General features: G+C 58.1%; 18 protein-coding genes and 2 pseudogenes. 10 read left to right on the forward strand and 10 right to left on the reverse strand.

The window, feature by feature from the left end; translation table 11 throughout:
* Together OKC27_RS14170 and OKC27_RS14175 are read left to right on the forward strand one after the other, a co-directional pair.
* A pseudogene (locus OKC27_RS14170) lies at positions 1-85 on the forward strand (ATP-binding protein); the annotation flags it as partial.
* An 81-nt stretch (positions 86-166) separates the two neighbouring features.
* A pseudogene (locus tag OKC27_RS14175) lies at positions 167-361 on the forward strand (IS1595 family transposase); the annotation flags it as partial.
* On the opposite strand, the gene OKC27_RS14180 reads toward OKC27_RS14175, so the two are convergent.
* On the reverse strand, positions 362-577 hold the full coding sequence (locus OKC27_RS14180) for a hypothetical protein (protein ID WP_042649076.1): 216 nt from the start codon (positions 575-577) through the stop codon (positions 362-364).
* Positions 578-864: 287 nt separating this feature from the next.
* Between OKC27_RS14180 and OKC27_RS14185 the strand changes: the two genes are divergently transcribed.
* The 3 genes from OKC27_RS14185 (at position 865) to OKC27_RS14195 (ending at position 4,185) form a co-directional block, all read left to right on the forward strand.
* Positions 865-2,196 carry an AAA family ATPase gene (locus OKC27_RS14185; RefSeq protein ID WP_201973401.1) on the forward strand — a complete coding sequence of 444 codons (1,332 nt, stop codon included), beginning with the start codon at positions 865-867 and terminating at the stop codon, positions 2,194-2,196.
* Positions 2,180-2,830: a hypothetical protein gene (locus OKC27_RS14190; protein WP_042649078.1), complete on the forward strand. Its 651-nt coding sequence runs from the start codon at positions 2,180-2,182 to the stop codon at positions 2,828-2,830. Before OKC27_RS14185 ends, OKC27_RS14190 begins: the two co-directional genes overlap by 17 nt.
* A 158-nt stretch (positions 2,831-2,988) precedes the next feature.
* Entirely contained in the window at positions 2,989-4,185 is a 1,197-nt protein-coding gene (locus OKC27_RS14195; RefSeq protein ID WP_042649079.1) for a J domain-containing protein, read from the forward strand.
* Between the two features lie 198 nt (positions 4,186-4,383).
* Here OKC27_RS14195 and OKC27_RS14200 read toward each other — a convergent pair whose 3' ends face one another.
* The 3 genes from OKC27_RS14200 to dusB all read right to left on the reverse strand — a co-directional run bounded on the left by OKC27_RS14200 (position 4,384) and on the right by dusB (position 7,666).
* Positions 4,384-5,808 (reverse strand): hypothetical protein, encoded by a 1,425-nt coding sequence (locus OKC27_RS14200; protein ID WP_042649080.1) that lies wholly within the window; start codon positions 5,806-5,808, stop codon positions 4,384-4,386.
* A gap of 569 nt (positions 5,809-6,377) precedes the next feature.
* Positions 6,378-6,674, reverse strand: coding sequence for a DNA-binding transcriptional regulator Fis (gene fis / locus OKC27_RS14205; RefSeq protein ID WP_005309538.1), 297 nt, complete (start codon positions 6,672-6,674; stop codon positions 6,378-6,380).
* Positions 6,675-6,700: 26 nt separating this feature from the next.
* Positions 6,701-7,666, reverse strand: a complete 966-nt coding sequence (gene dusB / locus OKC27_RS14210) for a tRNA dihydrouridine synthase DusB (protein WP_033135778.1) — start codon at positions 7,664-7,666, stop codon at positions 6,701-6,703.
* A 292-nt stretch (positions 7,667-7,958) separates the two neighbouring features.
* Here dusB and OKC27_RS14215 point away from each other — a divergent pair, with 292 nt between their 5' ends.
* From OKC27_RS14215 to OKC27_RS14230, 4 genes are all read left to right on the forward strand, one after another.
* Positions 7,959-9,374: a TolC family protein gene (locus tag OKC27_RS14215; protein WP_182938891.1), complete on the forward strand. Its 1,416-nt coding sequence runs from the start codon at positions 7,959-7,961 to the stop codon at positions 9,372-9,374.
* A 73-nt stretch (positions 9,375-9,447) separates the two neighbouring features.
* Positions 9,448-10,452, forward strand: a complete 1,005-nt coding sequence (locus tag OKC27_RS14220; protein WP_082040709.1) for an HlyD family secretion protein — start codon at positions 9,448-9,450, stop codon at positions 10,450-10,452.
* The gene (locus tag OKC27_RS14225) at positions 10,452-11,606 is read left to right on the forward strand and encodes an ABC transporter permease (protein WP_182938892.1); all 1,155 of its coding nucleotides are present in this window, start codon (positions 10,452-10,454) and stop codon (positions 11,604-11,606) included. The genes OKC27_RS14220 and OKC27_RS14225 overlap by 1 nt, the downstream gene beginning before the upstream one ends.
* Positions 11,606-12,802 carry an ABC transporter permease gene (locus OKC27_RS14230; RefSeq protein ID WP_182938893.1) on the forward strand — a complete coding sequence of 399 codons (1,197 nt, stop codon included), beginning with the start codon at positions 11,606-11,608 and terminating at the stop codon, positions 12,800-12,802. The genes OKC27_RS14225 and OKC27_RS14230 overlap by 1 nt, the downstream gene beginning before the upstream one ends.
* Positions 12,803-12,919: 117 nt before the next feature.
* On the opposite strand, the gene OKC27_RS14235 is transcribed toward OKC27_RS14230, so the two are convergent.
* From OKC27_RS14235 to OKC27_RS14245, 3 genes are all read right to left on the reverse strand, one after another.
* Positions 12,920-13,555 (reverse strand): NAD(P)-dependent oxidoreductase, encoded by a 636-nt coding sequence (locus tag OKC27_RS14235; protein ID WP_182938894.1) that lies wholly within the window; start codon positions 13,553-13,555, stop codon positions 12,920-12,922.
* 133 nt (positions 13,556-13,688) lie between these two features.
* Positions 13,689-14,543 carry a DnaA ATPase domain-containing protein gene (locus tag OKC27_RS14240; RefSeq protein WP_042059872.1) on the reverse strand — a complete coding sequence of 285 codons (855 nt, stop codon included), beginning with the start codon at positions 14,541-14,543 and terminating at the stop codon, positions 13,689-13,691.
* 71 nt (positions 14,544-14,614) lie between these two features.
* A complete protein-coding gene (locus OKC27_RS14245; RefSeq protein WP_042060132.1) occupies positions 14,615-15,313 on the reverse strand; it encodes a DnaT-like ssDNA-binding domain-containing protein in 699 nt (232 codons plus the stop codon).
* 298 nt (positions 15,314-15,611) lie between these two features.
* Here OKC27_RS14245 and OKC27_RS14250 point away from each other — a divergent pair, with 298 nt between their 5' ends.
* Positions 15,612-16,583, forward strand: a complete 972-nt coding sequence (locus OKC27_RS14250; protein ID WP_042059874.1) for a response regulator — start codon at positions 15,612-15,614, stop codon at positions 16,581-16,583.
* A 74-nt stretch (positions 16,584-16,657) separates the two neighbouring features.
* On the opposite strand, the gene OKC27_RS14255 is transcribed toward OKC27_RS14250, so the two are convergent.
* From OKC27_RS14255 to OKC27_RS14265, 3 genes are all read right to left on the reverse strand, one after another.
* On the reverse strand, positions 16,658-18,055 hold the full coding sequence (locus OKC27_RS14255) for a peptide MFS transporter (RefSeq protein WP_058053047.1): 1,398 nt from the start codon (positions 18,053-18,055) through the stop codon (positions 16,658-16,660).
* Between the two features lie 213 nt (positions 18,056-18,268).
* A complete protein-coding gene (galU, locus tag OKC27_RS14260) occupies positions 18,269-19,180 on the reverse strand; it encodes a UTP--glucose-1-phosphate uridylyltransferase GalU (protein WP_058053048.1) in 912 nt (303 codons plus the stop codon).
* 96 nt (positions 19,181-19,276) lie between these two features.
* On the reverse strand, positions 19,277-19,597 hold the full coding sequence (locus tag OKC27_RS14265) for a ComEA family DNA-binding protein (RefSeq protein WP_182938897.1): 321 nt from the start codon (positions 19,595-19,597) through the stop codon (positions 19,277-19,279).
* Positions 19,598-19,883: the final 286 nt, after the last annotated feature.

The raw sequence follows: 19,883 nt of genomic DNA on the forward strand, positions 1-19,883 counted from the left end.
GCACAACGCTCACCGGCTGTCACTGAAGGGAGAATCGATGAGAAAGAGGAGAAGTGAGTTGACCCAATCTGAACACTCGAGTTAGAAACGGGGTGACGTGAGCGCGTTAAGGATCAGGGTGTTCACGTTGGCCGGAATGGCTGTTCAACTTCGCCGGAATACGCAGAATGTGAAAAACTCGCTGCGGGGCAGTTGCCATACGCTCGGAGCGAAGCATTTACCAAGGCATCTTGCGGAATACTGCTTCCGGTTTAATCATCGTTTTGACCTCAAGAGCATGTTGGTTGAATTGGGGCATGCAGTCGTGGCAAGCCCTCCGATGCCATATCGGCTCTTGAAGCTGGCTGAGGGTCATGGGTAATCAGGAACCGAAATTGTCCGTCGCGTAGAACAACTCTTTGCCTATGCCGATACCATCGAGCAGCAGGCCAAGACGGCCAAAGCGCGGGTCGATAACCTGACCCAGGCCATTCTGGCCAAGGCATTTCGTGGCGAGCTGACCGCCGACTGGCGCGCAGCCAACCCGGACCTGATCAGTGGCGACAATAGCGCCGCCGCCCTGTTGGCTCGCATTCAAGCCGAGCGGGCCACTGCCAAGCCGCGCAAACGGGCAACCAAAACATCCGCGACGTAGGTTCGATTAGCGAAGCGTAATCGGACGCACGAGAAACCGCCGCCCTGCTGGCCCGCATTCAGACCGAGCGGGCCACCGCCAGCGGCAAAAAAGGTAAGTGTGGGCCCCGCAAGCCTCGCGCAACGGCCTGACCCGCTCGTATGATGTGCAGTCAGCGGCAACATTCGACGGGTTGTAAGCCAAGTGCAGGCGAGATAAGGTCGTGTTGGCAGCAAAATTAGGAATAGAGCATGGAAATCAAACAACTCACCCTCGAAAATCTGGGGCGTTTTGAGCGTCTTGCCATCGAGTTTGCCCCCACGGAGCGGGCAAACTCGAATGTGACCGTGCTGATTGGCAACAATGGTGCAGGCAAAACCTCGGTACTCAAATCGTTGGCGACCTCACTCAGCTGGTTTGTTGCCCGTTTGCGCAGCGACAAAGGCAGCGGCAGCCCCATCCCGGAAGAGGTCATCCTCAATGGCGCCAATACCGCGGTGGTCTCTCTTCAACTACACGATCAGCTGAAGGAATACATCTGGTCTCTCACCAAAACTCGCGCCGGTCGCAAGAGCAACGAGCAATCCATATTGACCGACGCTAGCAAACTAGCCGATGAGTATCGAGCACGATTGACAGAGCAGGAAAATGTCAGCTTACCCCTGATCGCCTTCTACCCAGTCGAGCGGGTGGTGCTGGATATTCCGCTAAAGATCAAAGAGAAACATTCATTTCGCCAACTCGATGGTTATGACAATTCGCTGAGTCAAGGAGTCGATTTTCGTCGTTTCTTTGAGTGGTTTCGCGAGCGGGAAGATAGCGAAAACGAGTCGGTAATCCCTACTGAAGTTCTTAATGAACTTCAAGATTTACTCGGTCCTGATCTTTGGCAAAAGTTGCAACAGACACAGGCATCAGCCAGAGATCGTCAGTTGACGGCGGTGCGCACAGCTATTGCCAACTTTATGCCCGGATTTAAAAATCTGAAGGTCCGCCGTAAGCCGCGTCTGCATATGTCCATCGACAAGGAGGGTCAGACCCTCAATGTGTTGCAACTGTCGCAAGGGGAGAAATCCCTGATGGCACTGGTGGGCGATATTGCCCGCCGCCTCGCAATGATGAATCCGGAGCTGGAAAATCCGCTGCACGGCGATGGGGTGGTGCTGATCGACGAGGTGGACATGCACCTGCATCCCCAGTGGGCACGTACTATCATCCAGCGGCTCACTGATACCTTCCCCAACTGTCAGTTTGTGCTGACCACCCACTCCCCCCTGGTGATCAGCGATTGCAAGGATGTACTGGTCTATTCGCTCGATAATGGCGAGTTGACTGAAGTGCCATCCCAATATGGTCAGGATGCCAACTCGGTGCTGCTGGAGGTGATGGATACCGCTATTCGCAATGAGCGGGTGGCGAGCCGACTGAATGACTTACTCGATTTAATTCAAGATCGGCAATTTGATAAGGCCAATGCCCTGCTGGCCGCGCTAAGAGCCGAGCTGCCAGCCAACAACCTGGAGCTGACCAAGGCTAGCCTGCTGCTGCGCAAAGAGGAGCTGCGCCGTGCGCAAGATTTATAAGGGACAAGAACCTGCAAGTCTGGCGGCATTCAAACGTCAAAATCCTCATGCTCGATATCACGACCTACCCAACGATGAAGAGGGTCAGGCAATTCGCCAGCAGATCCGGGAGGCTTGCACTACTGAGCAATTCCATCTCTGCGCCTACTGTTGCCAAGCCATCAGCGGCACCAGTGAAGACACCATGAACGAGCATGTTGAGGCTAGGGATCTCGCCCCTAAGCGCACCATGGATTTCAGCAATCTGGTAGCCAGTTGCAAAACACCGAAACAGTGCGATGCCGCCCATGGCTCGCAGCCTCTGCCGTTGACCCCGCTGATGCCTGAGTGCGAAACCGAGTTGCGCTTTAAATGGAGTGGTCGGGTTGAGGGGTTGACGGAAAGAGCCAAAGAGGCGATCCGGGTACTCAATCTGGGTGATACGGAGCAAAGCAACAAGGTGCTGGTTGCCAAGCGCAAACAGCTGGTGGATAGCCTGATTTGGACCCACTATGGCGATGATCAGCAGGCACTGGCGCTGGAAGATGATGCACAATTGCTGACAATGCTGATCGAAGATCTGAGCCAGCCCAAACAAGGCAAGCTGGAGCCCTTCGCACCTGTACTGGTGAACATACTGCGCAGTCAGCTCTAGCGATTGCGTGCCTGCCCGGGTGACTCGGGAGCCACAACCTCGGTACACCTCGTGCGCTTTTCTCCGGCAGCAGACCGCGAGGATAGGCGCATCTCCTCCCCTCTGATAATCTGCCGTGGCCACGGTAGCCAACTATCCCGTTTTCATTTGGAGTTTTCATGTCACTGACCAAGAGTAAAACCTCGGCCAAGCGAAAAAAAGCCGAGCCGCGCCACGAGAGTCCGGCCCTTGCCTATTTTCATCGCCAGTGGCAGGCCATCGAAAAGCTGCAGGCCAAGCTGGCCAAACAGGAGCAAGAGGGGGCGGATATCTATCAGCGCTTTGTCAGCGACATTGAGCCTCTGGAGCGTGAGCAGTGTGGGCTGATTTTTCAGCTTTGCCAGCGGCTGGCCGGTTTCACCGCCCGCAAAAGTTTTACCCAGTGGCAGCGCGAGATGCTCCATGGCTGGATTGATGAATTGATGGGGTATCTTGAATCCAACCCGTTTCGGGGGGAGCTGGATCTGGAGTCACTCTATATGGCGGTGCAAGCGGGCAGCGTCAGCCAGCTCGATGATGATCAGCTCGAGGCGAGCTGCGATTTTATCACTGACATGCTGCAAGAGGCGTTTGGCGAGAGCCCCGATGATATCGAGCTGCTGCGCGAGATGGTCAGAAATCCCGAGAAGCTGCGCGACTATATGCAAGCCCAGGCCCAAAAACAGGGCGGTGATGAGCATGAGTGGGACGACGACGCGCCGGACTGTGGCGATGACCCCTTTGCCAATGACGAGGCTTTCGCACGTTGGCAGGATCATCATGACATGGCCGATCCGGATGAGGTTGCCAGGGTTGAGCAACTGCTCGATAACTCAAGCCTTAAGCAGCTCTATCGCAAGCTGGCTATGACGCTGCACCCGGATCGGGAGCAAGACCCGGTCAAGCGTGAAGAGAAGAGCCGCCTGATGGGCGAGCTCAGCCATGCGTGGGAAACGCGGGATATGTTTACTCTGTTGCACCTGGCTCACACCCATCTGCCCGAGGCAGACAAGCTGCTGAGTGAAGAGAATCTGGTGGCCATCAATCCGGCGCTCTGGCAGAAAAAACGTGAGCTCGAGATCTGCTTTTATAGTGGCCCGGAGGGAGTGCAAGGGGTTATCTTGCACAAGTTTAAACAGCGCTCGAAGAAGAAGACCGATCTCGCGTTCGAGGAGCATCAGCACTATCTACAGCGGGATATCAAGCAGTTGCATGGACAACTGGCGACCATCACCACCCTTGCAACCCTCAAACCCTATCTGGCCGAGCGCTGGGACGCACGTCAGCACGCCATCTGGGATGAAGAGCCGGACTTTGATGAGATCTTCTTTCGATAACACTTTTTTCGAAAACACATTTTTTGAAAACACCTATTTCGAAAACAAGAGAGAGCCAATGGCTCTCTCTTGTTTTGGGTAGCTTGAAGGATGTCGTTGCAATGAGACATCCAGATGAGTGCTATCGAGGCGCTGGACAGCCAAGGGCGCATGGAACACCAGCACAAGCTGACTGACCGAGTGAAAGGTGTTAGCGCCTTATTTATTCTCGGCCTGATACTGCACACCGCTCGCCGACATGGTAATGGCCGGTAGCTTTTGACGAACCGCCTCCCAAAAGCTGCTCTTGCGTTTGTGCTGCTGATAAAGCTGATTCAGATACTCCTGTGGCGAACAGAGAGGTCTCTCTCCATCCTCTTGTTCTACCTTTAAGGCCGCCTGATAATCCAGGCTCTTTTTCAGATCCGAGGCTGCCCCCGTGTAGTAGGTGCTCTTGCCCTGATTAACGACATTGGCCACCAATTGACGACGTAGCCGCACTGCCACCACGATAAATCCCTGCTGATAGAGGCGGCTCGACCAGGTTCGTACGGTTGAACCAGCAAGGAGTGAGAGATCCTCCTGCAAGTCTGCATCTGTACATTGCTCAAGCCGTTGTGCCAGTTGTGGCCATGCATCAACCTCCTCCAACAGCAACAAGACCTCGCGTAGCCCCCATGATTCGGCAATGGCAACAAACTGGCCTAATGCTACTTCTCTAGGCTCATCTCCACTTTGGCAATAACTCGCAAAAAACGAGTTTGCCCGTGTGCTAGCAAACGCGCGTAATGCCTGAGCATGAGCGTCAGCTCGGCGTCCCTCTTCCAGATAGGCCCGGATCAACACTTGATGCCACAGGTTCAATTGGCGGTGGCGCTGCAACAGAGCCGAGTCCATTGCCTCTAATACCGCGATGGCTTGATCGGCGCGTAATTCGTCGGTCAGCAGTCTGGCATAGTCAATCTGCTGACGGGGGTGGCTAAAGAGACCAGCCTGTTGCACCGAGTCAAAGAATGCAATATCACGCAACTCAAAGCTCAACCCCAACGCCTCTGGCAATAGACCTGCCGCCGCATAGTTATCGCGCAAGGCTCGCATCACTGGGGAGCCGAGCACATCACGGTAATCAAACAGGCAAGTAATGCTGATCGATGGATCAATGTCTGACAATCCGTCACGTAATCGACGAGCCAGCACCTCTGGGGGGACAGACTCTCGTTGAGCAGCGATCGCCATCAACCACTGTTCGACCAGCGCAAGATGGTAGTCCTCCCAGCTGCCACTGGATGTATCCATCTTTTCATACAAGGCTCTGGCATTCGCCAGCAACTCGAGGGCGAAGAGTTCTCCCTCCCTTGGAGAGGCGACGATCCCCTTGGCCAGCAACGGAATAAACTGATTTTGCAAGGTATCGAAGAAGGCATCCACCTCCTTATAATCCCAGGAAGGGGGGCGACGAGTGAGCTTGCTATACTCTTTTTTTGCCAATGCCAATAAGGCATCCTCAGCAGTAAGGTACTGGTTAATCAGGTGCTTTTTTGCGAGGGGAAGATGCGTTGCCAGGTCAAGCACGATAGCCAACAGCTCGGCTTGGCTTTTGCTTTCCAGTTTACTCAATTGCGCTTTGGTTAATATTCGTGCCATCAGCTGAACTACCCATTATCAGGTCTATCTAATCGAACATTGTGCCTGAGACCGATATAGATGCCTATCCATTGGAGCGACATCCCCCGGATGACAGAGACCATAAAGAACACATGGTTAAGAAACCATGTCTACGTCGCTGGAGGCGCTCAGCAATGAACACCTGCAAGAGCAAGCCACCAAGGCCCGATTTGCTGCTCGTATCCTTCATGCCCACTTTCTGGCACAACGTAGCGAACACCAGTGGTGGTACCCATCAAGATTGGCCGCAACGAGCCGTGTCCCTTTGGCTGCGGCTAGAAGTACAAGCAGTGCTGTTTGCACTGACCAACAACATAGATAGCAAGAGAGGGCCATTGGCCCTCTCTTGCATTAGGCAACATGGGGAGGATAGGTACAGTTATGTGGTCAACGCTGTTCATCAGGCTAGTCCGAGTTGAGTCGTCGACAATGATAACTAGTCTTGTAGGTGTGGGTTCAAATGTGGGTTCAAATGTGGGTTCAAAACGAAAAAGGCACTATCAATAAAATGATGGTGCCTTTATTTTCAATAGCTTAGCTGTTATGGCTTAGTTCATGCCGTAACGCTTGAGCTTCTTGCGCAGGGTGCCACGGTTGATACCCATCATCACGGCAGCGCGAGTCTGGTTACCACGGGTGTACTGCATGATCACGTCCAGCATCGGCGCTTCGACTTCGGAGAGAACCATATCGTACAGATCAATCACTTCCTGACCGTTCAACTGGGCCAGGTAGTTACGCAGGGCCTGTTGCACAGAGTCACGCAGGGGGCGCTGGGTTGGCTCGGCAGCGTGATTGTGAGTAGTTGTTACCAATGCATCAGAAGTCAGGGTTTGTTCGAACATATTCGGTCGGCTCTTTAGTTATCTTGTTAACCTAATCCATCGAAATACGCTTCGAGTGCCTCAAGTTGCGCGTCTGCGCAATCCAGGGCATTGAAGTGCTTACGGAATTCTCGGCCCGTCTCTTCTTCATCCAGATACCAGCCCACGTGTTTACGGGCTATGCGCGCTCCCAGATACGCACCATAAAACCGGTGCAGGTTGGTTACATGCTCGTTCATCAGGGTGCGAACCTCTTCCCTCTCGGGAGGCGGCAGCTTGGTGCCCGTCTCAAGAAAATGACGGATTTCCCGGAAAATCCAGGGTCGTCCTTGCGCAGCTCGGCCGATCATCACGGCGTCGACACCGGTATAGTCGAGGACATACCGGGCTTTCTCCGGGCTGTTGATGTCACCATTGGCGACAACAGGAATCGATACGGCCTGCTTAATCGCCCTGATCGTGTCGTACTCCGCTTCGCCCCGGTAGAGGCAGGCACGGGTACGACCATGCACGGCGAGGGCCGCGATACCGCAATCTTCGGCGATTCGGGCGATCTCCACGCCATTGCGGTTATCCGGATCCCATCCTGTGCGGATCTTCAAGGTGACAGGCACCTCCACTGCATCCACCACGGCCCGGCAAATTGCTTTGACCTGATCGGGGGCACGCAGCAGGGCGGAACCTGCCAACTTCTTATTCACTTTTTTTGCCGGACATCCCATGTTGATGTCGACGATCTGTGCGCCCTGCTCCACGTTGTAGCGGGCAGCAAACGCCATCATCTCGGGGTCGGCCCCGGCAATCTGGACCGATCGCAATCCGCCTTCTGCAGAGTGATCCATCCTCATCCGGGTTTTCTGGGTATCCCAGACATCCGGGTTGGCCAGCAGCATCTCGGAAACGGCCATGCCAGCCCCCAGTCGCAAACAAAGTTCGCGAAATGGTCGGTCAGTTACACCGGCCATGGGAGCCACAATCAAGGGAGTTTCAAGCGTGTGGGGACCTATCTGCATTCCACGGTTACCATCGGCTTAGGGCGGCGTATATTACGCATTTTTTAGGCAGGAGAAAAGGTTAGTATTTGAGCGTCAGCCATTTTTTTCTGAAAAAAACGTCGCGCCAAGGCTTGCAAATTCTGGAGTTATTGAAAAACGGCCAGATTGCTCGTGAGGGATGGCTGTACTACCTATGTCGGTTGTCTGCATAATTGTCAGTCCACTTGCCGGCCTGCTTTGCGTTATGATATCGGGCTTAAGTCGAGCAAATGCTCCAAACATTTATGCAACAAAAGCGGATTGGGGATCTATGACGTCAAGGTTCATTACATCACTCTGGCCGTGTCTGCTGGGGGCCGTGCTGGGGTCGGCACAGGCGCAGACCATCAGTTTCGGCGAAGCCTGGACCAGGGTCATCCAGCAGGATGAGGGGCTGGCGGCCGAGCAGGCCGGGGTCGATCGGGCCAAACAACTGCGCGAGGCGGCCAAGGCCATGTATCTGCCCAAGGTGGATCTGGGGGCCAGCTATACCCACCTCGATCAGCCGATGGAACTTGATCTGATGGATCTCAACCCCATCGCCAACCATCCGGATATGGTCAAAGCGCTGCAGCATATCCTGGGTGGGCTGCCGATCCCGCATTTCTCGCCCGATGATTTCGTTACCCCGCTGACCAAACAGAACGTGGTGACCAGCTCGGTCAAGATGCTCTGGCCGCTGTTTGCCGGTGGCCGCATCGATGCGGCGCAGGATATCCGCCAGGCGCAGGTGAGCGAGGCGCAGCAGCTGCTGGTGCTCAAACAGCAAGCCACTTTCGAGAGCCTCTCACAGACCTATTTCGGCGTCGTGCTGGCTGCTCAGGTGGTGCAGACCAAGCAGGAGATCGAAGAGGGGTTGGCCCACCATCTGGATCACGCCAAGAAGCTTGAAGCTCAGGGCCAGATCGCCAGGGTGGAGCGGCTCTCCGCCCAGTCGGCCTATGATCGGGCCCGCATCGATACCCAGAAGTCCCGCCGTGGCCTCGAGATCGCCGAGCTGGCCCTCGGCCATATGCTCAAGCTGTCCCGCGCCGAGCCCGACAGCGGCCTGTTCGTCAACCAGGAGCTGCCGCGCCTCGAGGGGCTGGTGAGCCAGACCCTGGAGGTGCACCCCGGCCTCAAGCTGCTCAGCGCCAAGAAAGAGCAGGCCAAGGGGATGATCCGGATGGAGAAGGGCAAATATGCCCCCGAAGTATTCCTGTTCGGCAACTACAACCTCTATGAAGATGATTCACTGGCCGCCAAGACCGCGCCGGACTGGCTGGTGGGGGTGGGTGTCAGCATGCCGCTGGTGAGCCGCGATGGCCGCTCCGAGACGGTGCAGGCCGCCAAGAGTGCCGAGCTGCAGGTCAATCTGCTGCAAGCCAAGACCCGCCAGGATCTGGAGTTGCTGGTAGAGAAGACCTGGCGCGAAGCGGCGCAGGGGCTGGAGGAGTATCAATCCCTCTCGTCAACCCAGGCGCTGGCAGAGGAGAACGTGCTGCTGCGTGACAAAGCCTTCGGTCAGGGGCTCTCTACTTCGCTGGATGTGGTGGATGCCCAGAACCAGCTGGCGGGGGTCAAGACCCAGCGCGCGGCGGCGGCCTATCAATATGTGGTGTCGCTGGCCCGTCTGCTGGCGCTCTCCGGCCAGATGAACAGTTTCAATCAATATCAGTATGGTCAGGTGATCGAGGTGAACTCATGATCCCGGCCCTGTCTGTTCCTTTTTTCATGTCTGTTTCGACCGCCAAGGGTCGCCCGTTTGTCGAGGTGAAGTGATGAGCCATCCCCCCATCAAAAAGAAGATGAGCCAGGGTAAACCGCTGTTGTTGCCGCTGGCACTGGTGATCCTGGTGGTCTGGCTCGGCTGGCGCTTCTGGCTCGCCTATCAGCCGGAGCCGGTGCATCTGCAAGGGCAAATTGAGGCGCAGCAGTACTCGGTCTCCTCCAAGGTGCCGGGTCGCATCGACGAGGTGCTGGTGAAAAAGGGCGATCAACTGACCAGGGATCAGCTGGTCTTTACCCTGGCGAGCCCCGAGATTGAAGCCAAGCTGAGCCAGGCCAAGGCCGGTGAAGCGGCCGCGGGCGCACTGGCGCAAGAGGCAGAGAAGGGGGCCCGTGCCCAGCAGATCGCCGCCGCCAAGGATCAGTGGCAAAAAGCCAAGGCCGCCGCCCAGCTGCGTGGCAAGACTTATGAGCGAGTCGCCAGCCTGCACCGCGATGGCGTGATGCCGCTGCAAAAACGCGATGAAGCCTGGACTGCCTGGCAAGCCGCTCGCTACAGCGAAGGAATGGCGTGGCAGCAGTACCAGATGGCGCTGGAAGGGGCGCGGGAAGAGACCAAGATCGCCGCCCGCGAGAAGGCCAAGATGGCGGCGGGTTCGGTGGCCGAGGTAGAGGCCTATCTGGCCGACACCCGCATCACCAGTCCCCACAATGGTGAAGTGAGTCAGGTGCTGCTGCGTAGCGGCGAGCTGGCGCCGCAAGGCTTCCCGGTGGTGACGCTGCTCGACATGAGCGATGCCTGGGCCCAGTTCCACATCCGCGAAGATCTGTTGCCCCGTTTCACCGTGGATACCGAGTTCGATGCCCGCATCCCGGGCCTTGGCGACCAGATGGTGCGCTTCAAGGTGACCCATGTCGCCGTGATGGGGGATTTTGCCACCTGGCGTGCCACCGATACCCGTCAGGGTTTCGACATGAAGAGCTTCCAGGTGGAGGCTCGCCCGCTGCAACCGGTTGAGGGGCTGCGGGTTGGCATGAGTGTGCTGGTTGAACTCTGATGGGACGTGAATTTCGGCTGCTGTGGCAGGATCCGTTCAGCCGTGCCCTGATGAGCTGGGTACCGCTGCTGCTGATGGGGATCCTCTGCTGGATCTTCTCGGCAGGGCTGGCCCGCGACCTCAAGGTGGGGCTGGTGGATCTCGACCGAAGCGTGCTGTCGCGCCAGCTCGCCTTCTCGCTGGATGGCTCGGCCGGGCTCAAGGTGGCCAATCAGTTTGACTCCATCGATGCGGGCGCGCGCGCCCTGCGCGGTGGCGACATCTATGCGCTGGTGGTGATCCCCAACCATCTGGAGCGGGATGCCCGCCGGGGTACCCAGCCGCAGGTGACGGTGTTCAACAATGGCCAGTTCATCCTCATCGCCAAGCTGGTCAACTCGGCGCTGGCGCAGGTGGTGGGCACTCTCAACGGTCAGGTCGGTGTGCTGGAGGCGATGGCCGATGGCAAGGCGCTGCCCGGTGCGATTGGGCAGTCGGTGCCCATCAGCAGTCAGGTCACGGCGCTCTACAACCTCAACTCCAGCTATGCCCAGTTTCTGCTGAGCGCGATTCTGCCCGCGGTGTGGCAGATCCTGGTGGTGCTGTTCGGCCTCAATGCGCTGGCTCGCACCGATCGGCTGGGACTGGACTGGACCACCCGCGGTGTCTGGTTCGGCCTCTGGCGTACCCTGCTGCCCCATGTGCTGATTGGCTGGGGCTGGGGGATCGTCTGGACGCTGCTGTTGTTCAAGGGATTGGCCTATCCCATGCACGGCAGCTGGCTGGTGCTGACGGTGGGGCTGGGGCTCGCCTCGGCCGCTTGCGTTACTATGGGGGCGTTCTTTTACGGCATCATTCGGGATCCGGCCCGCGCCCTGTCGCTGGCGGGGGCTTACACGGCGCCTGGTTTCGCCTTTATGGGGGTCACTTTTCCGGTGAGCGCCATGGGGGATTTCGCCCGCTTCTGGCGCAGCTTGTTGCCGGTTTCTCATTATGTGGAGCTGCAGATTGGCCAGAGCAACTATGGTCTGCCCCTCGCATCGGCGTTGCCGCAATTGGGGGCGCTGCTGCTGTTCATGCTCCCCCTGCTGTTGGTGGTACGCCGTTATAAGCAGCAGGCGGAGCTTGCCCGTCAATCAGCCGCAGCTGTAGTAGCAGAGAAGGAGCCTGAGTGATGTTGGGATTTGTCGATCTGTTGCGCCTTGAGCTGCGCACCCTGCTGGCGGATCGCGCCATCATGCTCACCCTGTTTGGCGGGGTGATCTTCTACTCGTTTCTCTATCCCCAGCCCTATCTGCATCAGTTGCCGCGGGAAGAGGCGGTGGTGGTGGTCAACGAGGATGGCAGCCAGCTGTCGCGTCAGCTGGAGTTTATGGCCGATGCCACGCCGCAGGTGAAGCTGGTGGCGCGGGCCAATTCGCTGGCCGAGGCGCGACAGCTGATGATGGCCGGGGAAGCGAGCGGGATTCTGCACATTCCCAACCACTTCTATCGGGATCTGATGCAGGGTAAGAGCGTCACCCTGAGCTATGCCGGTGATGCCTCCTACTTCCTGGTCTACGGCACCATTGCCGAAGGGCTGGCACAGGCCGGTGGTACCCTTGCCGCGCAGGTGAAGGTGGCGAGGCTGCTGAGCCACGGCGAGGCACTGCCGCAAGCGGCCATGGGCTGGAATGCGGTGGCCCTCAACGTGGTGCCGGTGTTCAATCCCACCATGGGCTACGTCAACTACGTGGTGCCGGCGGTGTTTGTGCTGATCCTGCATCAGGTGTTGCTGATGGGGGCGGGGATCCTGGGGGCGACCCAGAACCAGCGCAGCTGTCGCGGCGAGCACGGTTACTGGCAAAGCGCGCCGGTACTGCCGCTGCTGCTGGCCAGAACCCTGGTGCTGGCCGGGCTGTTCCTGCTGCCGGTGAGCTACTTCCTCGGCTTCTGCTTCGATCACTACAACATCGCCCGTCATGCCGATCCGCTGGAGCTGTGGTTGTTCGCTCTGCCGTTCCTGCTGGCGACCTGCTGGTTCGGGATTGTGCTGGGGGCGATCTTTACCCGGCGGGATCTGCCGACTCAGGTGGTGTTGATCTCCTCCCTGCCGCTGGTCTTTCTGGCGGGCTTTATCTGGCCGCTGGAGCTGATCCCGGCGCCCCTCAACTGGCTGGCTCAGTGGGTGCCCACTATCCCGGCCATCGAGGGTTTTCTGCGCCTCAACCAGATGGGGGCCGACTTTGCGCAGGTTTCCCGTTACTGGTGGCAGCTATGGGGACTGGCGCTGCTCTACGGCGCGCTGGCCTGCCTGCTGCTGCGCCAGCGGCAGCAGTCGTTGCCAGTGGCCAGTCAGCCGGTCGTACAGAGTGAAACGACCGCCGGTTAAGCGGGATAGTGCAAGCGCGCGCGACATTAAGCGTGCAGTAAAGCGAAAAACGGTCAGCCTTTGGGCTGACCGTTTTTGTATCCGCTGGATCTATGAAAAGGATGGCGATGCGTTGATTTAGCCGCGCTGGAGCGCGGGATCGCCGATGGCGTAGATCTGCCCCACCGCCGTCTCATCCGCCAGCAGGCGCAAGCCTTGGGCGGCCACATCGGCGCGGCGAACCAGTCCGTGAACCTCCTTGCCCTGACTCAGCTCGGCACGGCCGGTGGCGTCGCCATCCTGCAGGCCCGCCGGGCGCAGAATGGTCCACGCGAGGGTGCTGGTCTGCAGCCAGCTCTCCGCCAGACTCTTGAGGCGCACTTCGTGGCCGAAGGCGGTACGGGCACGCTCAGGCAGATATTGCCAGCTGTCACCACAGCCGAGGGAGGTGACCAGCAGAAGTCGTTTCAGGCCGGCTTGCTCCATGGCATCGATCACATGACGGTTGCCTTGATAGTCCACCGGCGCCGTCTGACGGAAGCTGCCGAGGGTGGAGACGACCTGTGCATCTTGCCCTGCCACAAGGCAGGCCTGCTGCACCGCAGCCGGATCCAGCGCATCCCCTTCGATGACGTCTACTCCCAGCTCGCGTGATTCGGCTGCCATTTCGGGGCTTCGCACCAGCGCTACGACCCGGTGACCCTCGCGCAGGGCGTGGTGAGTAAAGGCGCGGCCCAGCCCGCGGCTGGCTCCGAAAATCAGTGTGGTTGGCATAGCTGAGCTCCCTTGGCAAAAGGGGCTAGCCTAGTGGCTTGTGCGCTTGCTGTAAATGAGAGTTGTTTCTATTTGTGAGCAAGCAGAGAGGAGAGAGTGCGAGCCGCCAGGACTCGCACTCGCATCGAGGGGGTCAGCCGTTGTAGTTGCCGATACTGGGGCGACGGCTGGGGCCGCTCAGGTGGATATCCACCGGATTGAACGCCTTGATCGCCTCATAGCTGAAATCACCGATCGCCTGATGCAGGCTCTGGGGCGTGTGGTTGGTGATGATGATGACGCTCTTTGACAGGTTGCGACGACGGCGCAGCAGGTGGCCGAGGAAGCTGGACTGACTCTCCGCCATCTTGGCGCGGTTGGCCGATACCTCATCGATGATCAGCAGATCCACCTCTTCCAGCGCACGGCGGTATTGGTTGCGCTCATCCTGATCGGGGATCACGTTGAAGAACAGGCGATCGACGATGGAGGCCCACTGCTGGAAGATCACCGACTTCTGGTGAAGGGCGATCAGCTCGTGTGCTACTGCGCCTGCCAGGGTCGATTTGCCGGTGCCGTAGTCGCCGTAAATCAGCATGCAGCCGCCGCCGCTCTTCTCCCAGTGCTCGAATCCGCTGATAAAGTAGCGGGCCGTTTCGATGGGGTACTGGAGTGCGGGATCAGTGGCGTCCATCTTCTCGAACACCCAGTCGGGGTTGAGGTCGGCCTGGGCGATCAACTTCTGGATCCGCTCCTGGCGGGCCGCCTTCTGCAGCTCGCGCACCTCGGCGTTGGCCTTGGCATCGTACTCCTTGCGCAGGGTCTCGTAGTCATACTGGCCGCCGCCGGTCTCTTGCTGCAGGCGACGAATGCGCTCCAGCAGGCCGCCAACGTGCTGGCTCAGCTCGGGATCGTGAACGCGATGGTCCTGCTTGGCCTTGGCGATTCTTTTGCGCTTGGCTTCGATCTCTTCCAGCTCCTGGCGCAGGGGATCTTGCGGGTCAGTCATGGAATGCTCCTTCTGCTCGATCAGGGATGGGTAGACAGGGGGTTGATTTTGCCTGCAGGCGGGGGCCGCTATCAATCATTATCCGGCTCCTGCTGCGGTGCGGGTTCCTGCATTTGCTGTTGGGCCAGCCGTTTGGCCTCTTCGATCATCTGCTGGGCCCGTTTGCTGGGGCCTGCCTCTGCCGGGGCGGGGGTCACCTGCTGGTAGCCCTGCACCTCCATCGGTTTGCGACGGGTGTAGCGGCGGGTCTTGAGGGCGCGAATGAACTTGAGCATCCATTGATGCTGGGAGTCGAACACCTCGGGGCGCCCCAGCCAGTAGGCGATAAATTCCCCCAGATCCTCTTCGCTGTAGCTGGCATCGATCACCCCGCACAGGCGGGCGAGGGCGGGCAGCTCCTCATCCGGTCGCCACTGCAGATGCATCTGGAAGGGGCGCTCCGGCAGCGGGCTGCGCAGTTTCTGGGTCAGCAGCGGCAACTGGAACGGGCACTGATGGTAGTGCTCACTCTCGGGCTGTGCCTCGACCTGTAGCAGGCCCGCCTCCATCAGTTCATCGAACAATTCGGTGAGCTGGCGGGCATTGACCTGAAACGAGAAGCCGCAGGGATCGCCCGGGTCGACCACCGCCAGCGCCCGACCCAGCTCGGGATAGTTGAGCCGGGCCAGCTGATTTTCCAGCACCAGCCTGCGCAGCTGCAGGGTATAGAGACTGCGGGCCGGATGGGACAATCTGGGATGGGCAAGGGCGCTGTATTCGGCTGGGGTCATGGTCTTCTTCACGGGCTGGAGTGGGGGCATTATCCCTTATGGCGCAGGCTTGCACAATTCGCACGGGAGGTGGTGACCCGGTTAATCCTGACCCCTAGCCAAGAGGCCATGGTGCGGGGGGCGTTGACAACGGATTGGGTCAGGCTGATGGCGCCTGGATATCGCCTCATCAATACGCGTGATGAAATCGAAAGCCGGGTAAGCCGTCTCTTTTTGACGCAGGAATCGCTGCATTCCAGCCGATTTGGTCTAGTCTTATTACTTAAATAACCAATTGACTAATAAGGTTTTTATCAAGATGCCAAAAGCCGGGCTACGGATCCTGGTGGTGGAGGACGAAGCTGTTTTTCGCCACTCGTTAGTGAGTTACCTCGCACGGGACGGGGCAGCGGTGTTTCAGGCGGAGGATGGGATTGAGGGGATATCGGCGGCAGCGCTCTATCATCCCGATGTAGTGCTGTGCGATCTCAATATGCCCAATATGGATGGTCTCGAGGTGATCGCCTGCCTCTCCGCGCGTTATCCCCATATTCCGGTTATCGTCATTTCGGCCCAGAGCACCATGGAGGCGGTCGCCAGCGCCTTGCGTGCCGGTGCGCGGGATTATCTGCTCAAGCCGCTGGAGGATTATGCACTGGTCGAGCGCAGCATCGAACAGTGTCTCAACGGCAGCGCCAACCGGGCGCAGCAGCTGGAGCTGATGGATCATATCGACTACTTCAGTGCCCATGACAAGGCGGCCAGCCGCCTGCTGGCGGGGCTCAAGCCGCCGGGCTTGCAGGAGTGGGGCCCCTGGCAGGTTACGTTCAAGGGGCTCGGCCACCTCTTTATTCCCGATACCTTCAAGGTGGAGGACAAACTGCTGGTGCTGGTGATGGAGCTGCCGATCATGGGAACGGATGCTGCATTTTGCGGGGCCTTGGTGCGCTCCTTGATGAACGTCCCCTATCGCCAGTTTCAGCAAAACGAGAGCCGCCTGCTGAGCCAGCCGCACCGGTTGCTCGACTACCTCAACCATCAGCTGATGGCGTCCGGGCTTCGTCACTCCTTTGCCATGGCGGCGCTGCTGTTTGATCAGCACGATGGGCTGGTGTTTGCCAACGCCGGGCTCACCTCTCCCCACTGGTTGATGCGCTCCGGTGGCTTGCCCCTTGGTTTGATGCGCAGCAGCCATTACGCCCTGCACAAGCGCAGTTGGCATGAACCGTTTGCCCTGCAGTTTCGTAGCGACAGCGGCGGATCGCTGGATGTGCAGGTACGCCATCACTGATACCGCCTGACAGCAGGCCAAAGCAAACAGGGCGCCCGATGGGCGCCCTGTCTGTTTTTTACAATCCTGACCGTTTAGACGGCGGCGGAGTGCAGTTTCTTCTCTTGAGCTTGCGGCTCTTTGGCCGGGCCTTCGGCACCGTGCATCCAGTAAACCAGGCGGTTGGCCATGGTCAGCAGGATCAGGGCGCTCAGTAACGCAGCCAGGGCGATGCCACCGAAGATGGCGATCGGGCCCGCTTCACCCACGAAGGAGCCGATAAAGCCGGCTGCATAGTTGGCCAGGGCAACGAAGCCGAACCAGGCACCCATCATCAGGGAGGCCAGACGCAGCGGAGCCAGTTTGGTCACCATGGAGAGGCCGATCGGGGAGAGGCAGAGCTCGCCCAGGGTGTGGAACAGGTAAGCGCCAACCAGCCAGAACATGGAGGTCTTGACGGTCTGGTCACCACCTTGCTGCAGCACGGCGCCGATCATGAACAGGAAGCCGACAGCCAGGAACAGCAGACCCATGGCGAACTTGACCGGAGAGTTCGGCTCTTTCTTGCCGAGCTTGATCCAGATGGCTGCCACGATCGGGGCCAGAGTGATAATGAAGAAGGGGTTGAGGGACTGGAACCAGGCAGTCGGCACTTCGAAGCTGCCGATCATGCGGTCGGTATACTCCTGGGTGTAGAGGTTCATCAGACCACCGGCCTGCTCGAAACCGGCCCAGAAGATGATGGTGAACAGACCCAACACCAGGATGACCTTGATGCGATCCACTTCCTGCTTGGTCAGCGGTGCTTTCTGCTCGGTAGTACGCAGGGCTGCAGCGCGCTGGGCGGCAGTGACACGACCGATGTTACCCAGGAAACGCTGGGCCATGGTGGCCTGGATCACCAGAGAGAGCAGCATGCCGATACCGGCGCCGACGAAGGCCGCTTGCCAGCCGTAGGCGGTGGCGGCAGCACCACAGATCACACCTGCCAGCAGGGAACCCAGGTTGATGCCCATATAGAAGATGGTGAAGGCACCATCACGGCGGTGATCGCCCTCTTCATAGAGGTCACCCACCATGGTGGAGATGTTCGGTTTGAACAGGCCGTTACCCACGATCAGCAGCGCGAGGCCGGCGTAGAACATGGTGTTGACCATATCCGGGAACATGGCGTGGGGCAGTGCCAGGGTGAACTGACCTGCGGCCATCAGCACGGCACCGATCAGGATGGCGCGACGTTGACCCAGGAAGGTGTCAGCCAGCCAGCCGCCGATCAGCGGAGTGATATAAACCAGACCGGTATAGATACCGTAGAGTTTGAGGGCATCTGCCTGACTCCAGCCCAGACCGCCGTTGGCAGTCAGGTCGGTCAGATAGAGCACCAGCACGGCACGCATGCCGTAATAGGAGAATCTCTCCCACAGTTCGGTACTAAAGAGCAAAAAAAGCCCTTTAGGGTGACCTAAAAAGGTCCCTTTTGACGGGTTATTCATTGGAACTTCCACCTGTGTCTTATATTTTTTTGAGTTTTTTATGCAAGGGCGAGAAACACGCCTCAATCCTTATAGAGCATGCGTGAATAAATTACAACATTATGATTTGCTGAGAGTTTATTTACTATTGATTGATTTTTTGTTGCGCAAATGAAAAAGGAGCATCATTTGATGCTCCTTGAATACCTCTATAAAAAACCGATTTATCAGCGATTACAACTGCTTGACGAACTGCTTCAGCCAGCCGATGAATTCACCGTTCAGCTCCTGATGGCGCACGGCATATTCCACATTGGCTTTCATGTAGCCGAGCTTGCTGCCGCAATCGTGGCTCTTGCCCTTCATGAAGTAGGCGTTGACCTGTTCCTGTTCCATCAGCATGGCGATGGCGTCGGTCAGCTGGATCTCGTCACCGGCACCGGCCGGGGTCTTCTCCAGCAGCGGCCAGATATTGGAGGAGAGAACGTAACGACCCACCACCGCCAGATTGGAGGGGGCTTCGTCACGGGGCGGCTTCTCGACAATAGCCTGCATCGGCAGGGACATCCCCTCGCTCAGGGCTTCACCCTTGATATCGGCGATGCCGTACTTGTCCACTTCGCTCTCGGGCACCGCTTCCACCATGATCTGGCTGATCTGGTTCTCTTCGAACATGTGCACCATCTCGGCCAGGTTGTCCTGCTTGAGGTTGCTGGCAACCTCGTCGATCAGCACATCCGGCAGCAGCACGGCGAAGGGGTTGTCACCGATCAGCGGACGGGCGCACAGGACCGCATGACCCAGCCCTTTGGCCTCGCCCTGGCGGACGTGCATGATGGTGACGTCTTTCGGGCAGATCTGTTGCACCTCTTCCAGCAGCTGACGCTTGACGCGCTTCTCGAGGGTCGCTTCCAGCTCGAAGCTCTTGTCGAAGTGGTTTTCGATGGAGTTCTTACTGGAGTGGGTGACCAGAATGATCTCCTTGATCCCGGCGGCGATCGCTTCGCGCACCACATACTGGATCAGCGGTTTGTCGACCACCGGCAGCATCTCTTTCGGGATGGCCTTGGTGGCTGGCAACATACGGGTACCCAGACCGGCTACCGGGAGCACGGCCTTGCGAACGATCAGAGGGGTCTTTTTCATGGAAAACTATCCAGAGAGATGAAAGTGCGGCCATGATACTCCAAGAAAAATGGGGCAGCCACCGGCTGCCCCATTTGTATATGCAGGGCTCGGACGTTATTTGACGATGATCATGTCACGATTGGCTTCCAGCGTGGCCGGGCCAATGCCATTGACATCCGCCAGCTGATCGACCGAGGTGAACTTTCCCTGTTTTTCCCGATAGTCGACGATGGCTTGTGCCTTCTTGTCGCCAATTCCTTTGAGGCTGGTGAGTTCGGCAAGGGTGGCGGTATTGATATTCAGTTTGCCGTCCTCCTTGGCGACCGCGGCCGTGGTTGTTTGCTTGAGCGCTACCTTATCTGCGGCCAGCACGGGTTGGCTGAACAGGGGCAAGCAGGCCAGCAGCATGACTGCAGAGAGCTTCTTCATCAGCATTTCCATTCCTCCATGATGTTGGATTTTGCCGAGTGGGCACATTGAGAAATAGCGTATCGAAAGGGTCTTTTTCACTGCAACTTCTGACAGGTCAAATTCTCATGCCGATGGTGGAAGATTTGCTATAAGCGCTCCGCCATGAATGCCTCCGTATAGCCAACCTTATGATCTGGAATGTATTTCAGATGCATCTTTGATTTGGCGAGCACACGTCCCCGAGACGCTCTGCTCAAACCCTTGTTGACGTGCCGGATGGCATTATTCTGCGCAACACGGTGTGGATGGC

This window comes from Aeromonas sp. QDB62 (assembly GCF_027705695.1).
In the GTDB taxonomy this organism is placed as follows: domain Bacteria; phylum Pseudomonadota; class Gammaproteobacteria; order Enterobacterales; family Aeromonadaceae; genus Aeromonas; species Aeromonas allosaccharophila.

What these genes read in the sequence shown, in the direction of transcription:
- OKC27_RS14185 (WP_201973401.1), top strand. Translation starts at nt 865, where the DNA reads ATGGAAATCAAACAACTCACCCTCGAAAATCTGGGGCGTTTTGAGCGT.
- OKC27_RS14195 (WP_042649079.1), top strand. Translation starts at nt 2,989, where the DNA reads ATGTCACTGACCAAGAGTAAAACCTCGGCCAAGCGAAAAAAAGCCGAG.
- OKC27_RS14200 (WP_042649080.1), bottom strand. Translation starts at nt 5,808, where the DNA reads ATGGCACGAATATTAACCAAAGCGCAATTGAGTAAACTGGAAAGCAAA.
- fis (WP_005309538.1), bottom strand. Translation starts at nt 6,674, where the DNA reads ATGTTCGAACAAACCCTGACTTCTGATGCATTGGTAACAACTACTCAC.
- dusB (WP_033135778.1), bottom strand. Translation starts at nt 7,666, where the DNA reads ATGCAGATAGGTCCCCACACGCTTGAAACTCCCTTGATTGTGGCTCCC.
- OKC27_RS14215 (WP_182938891.1), top strand. Translation starts at nt 7,959, where the DNA reads ATGACGTCAAGGTTCATTACATCACTCTGGCCGTGTCTGCTGGGGGCC.
- OKC27_RS14220 (WP_082040709.1), top strand. Translation starts at nt 9,448, where the DNA reads ATGAGCCATCCCCCCATCAAAAAGAAGATGAGCCAGGGTAAACCGCTG.
- OKC27_RS14225 (WP_182938892.1), top strand. Translation starts at nt 10,452, where the DNA reads ATGGGACGTGAATTTCGGCTGCTGTGGCAGGATCCGTTCAGCCGTGCC.
- OKC27_RS14230 (WP_182938893.1), top strand. Translation starts at nt 11,606, where the DNA reads ATGTTGGGATTTGTCGATCTGTTGCGCCTTGAGCTGCGCACCCTGCTG.
- OKC27_RS14235 (WP_182938894.1), bottom strand. Translation starts at nt 13,555, where the DNA reads ATGCCAACCACACTGATTTTCGGAGCCAGCCGCGGGCTGGGCCGCGCC.
- OKC27_RS14240 (WP_042059872.1), bottom strand. Translation starts at nt 14,543, where the DNA reads ATGACTGACCCGCAAGATCCCCTGCGCCAGGAGCTGGAAGAGATCGAA.
- OKC27_RS14245 (WP_042060132.1), bottom strand. Translation starts at nt 15,313, where the DNA reads ATGACCCCAGCCGAATACAGCGCCCTTGCCCATCCCAGATTGTCCCAT.
- OKC27_RS14250 (WP_042059874.1), top strand. Translation starts at nt 15,612, where the DNA reads ATGCCAAAAGCCGGGCTACGGATCCTGGTGGTGGAGGACGAAGCTGTT.
- OKC27_RS14255 (WP_058053047.1), bottom strand. Translation starts at nt 18,055, where the DNA reads ATGAATAACCCGTCAAAAGGGACCTTTTTAGGTCACCCTAAAGGGCTT.
- galU (WP_058053048.1), bottom strand. Translation starts at nt 19,180, where the DNA reads ATGAAAAAGACCCCTCTGATCGTTCGCAAGGCCGTGCTCCCGGTAGCC.
- OKC27_RS14265 (WP_182938897.1), bottom strand. Translation starts at nt 19,597, where the DNA reads ATGCTGATGAAGAAGCTCTCTGCAGTCATGCTGCTGGCCTGCTTGCCC.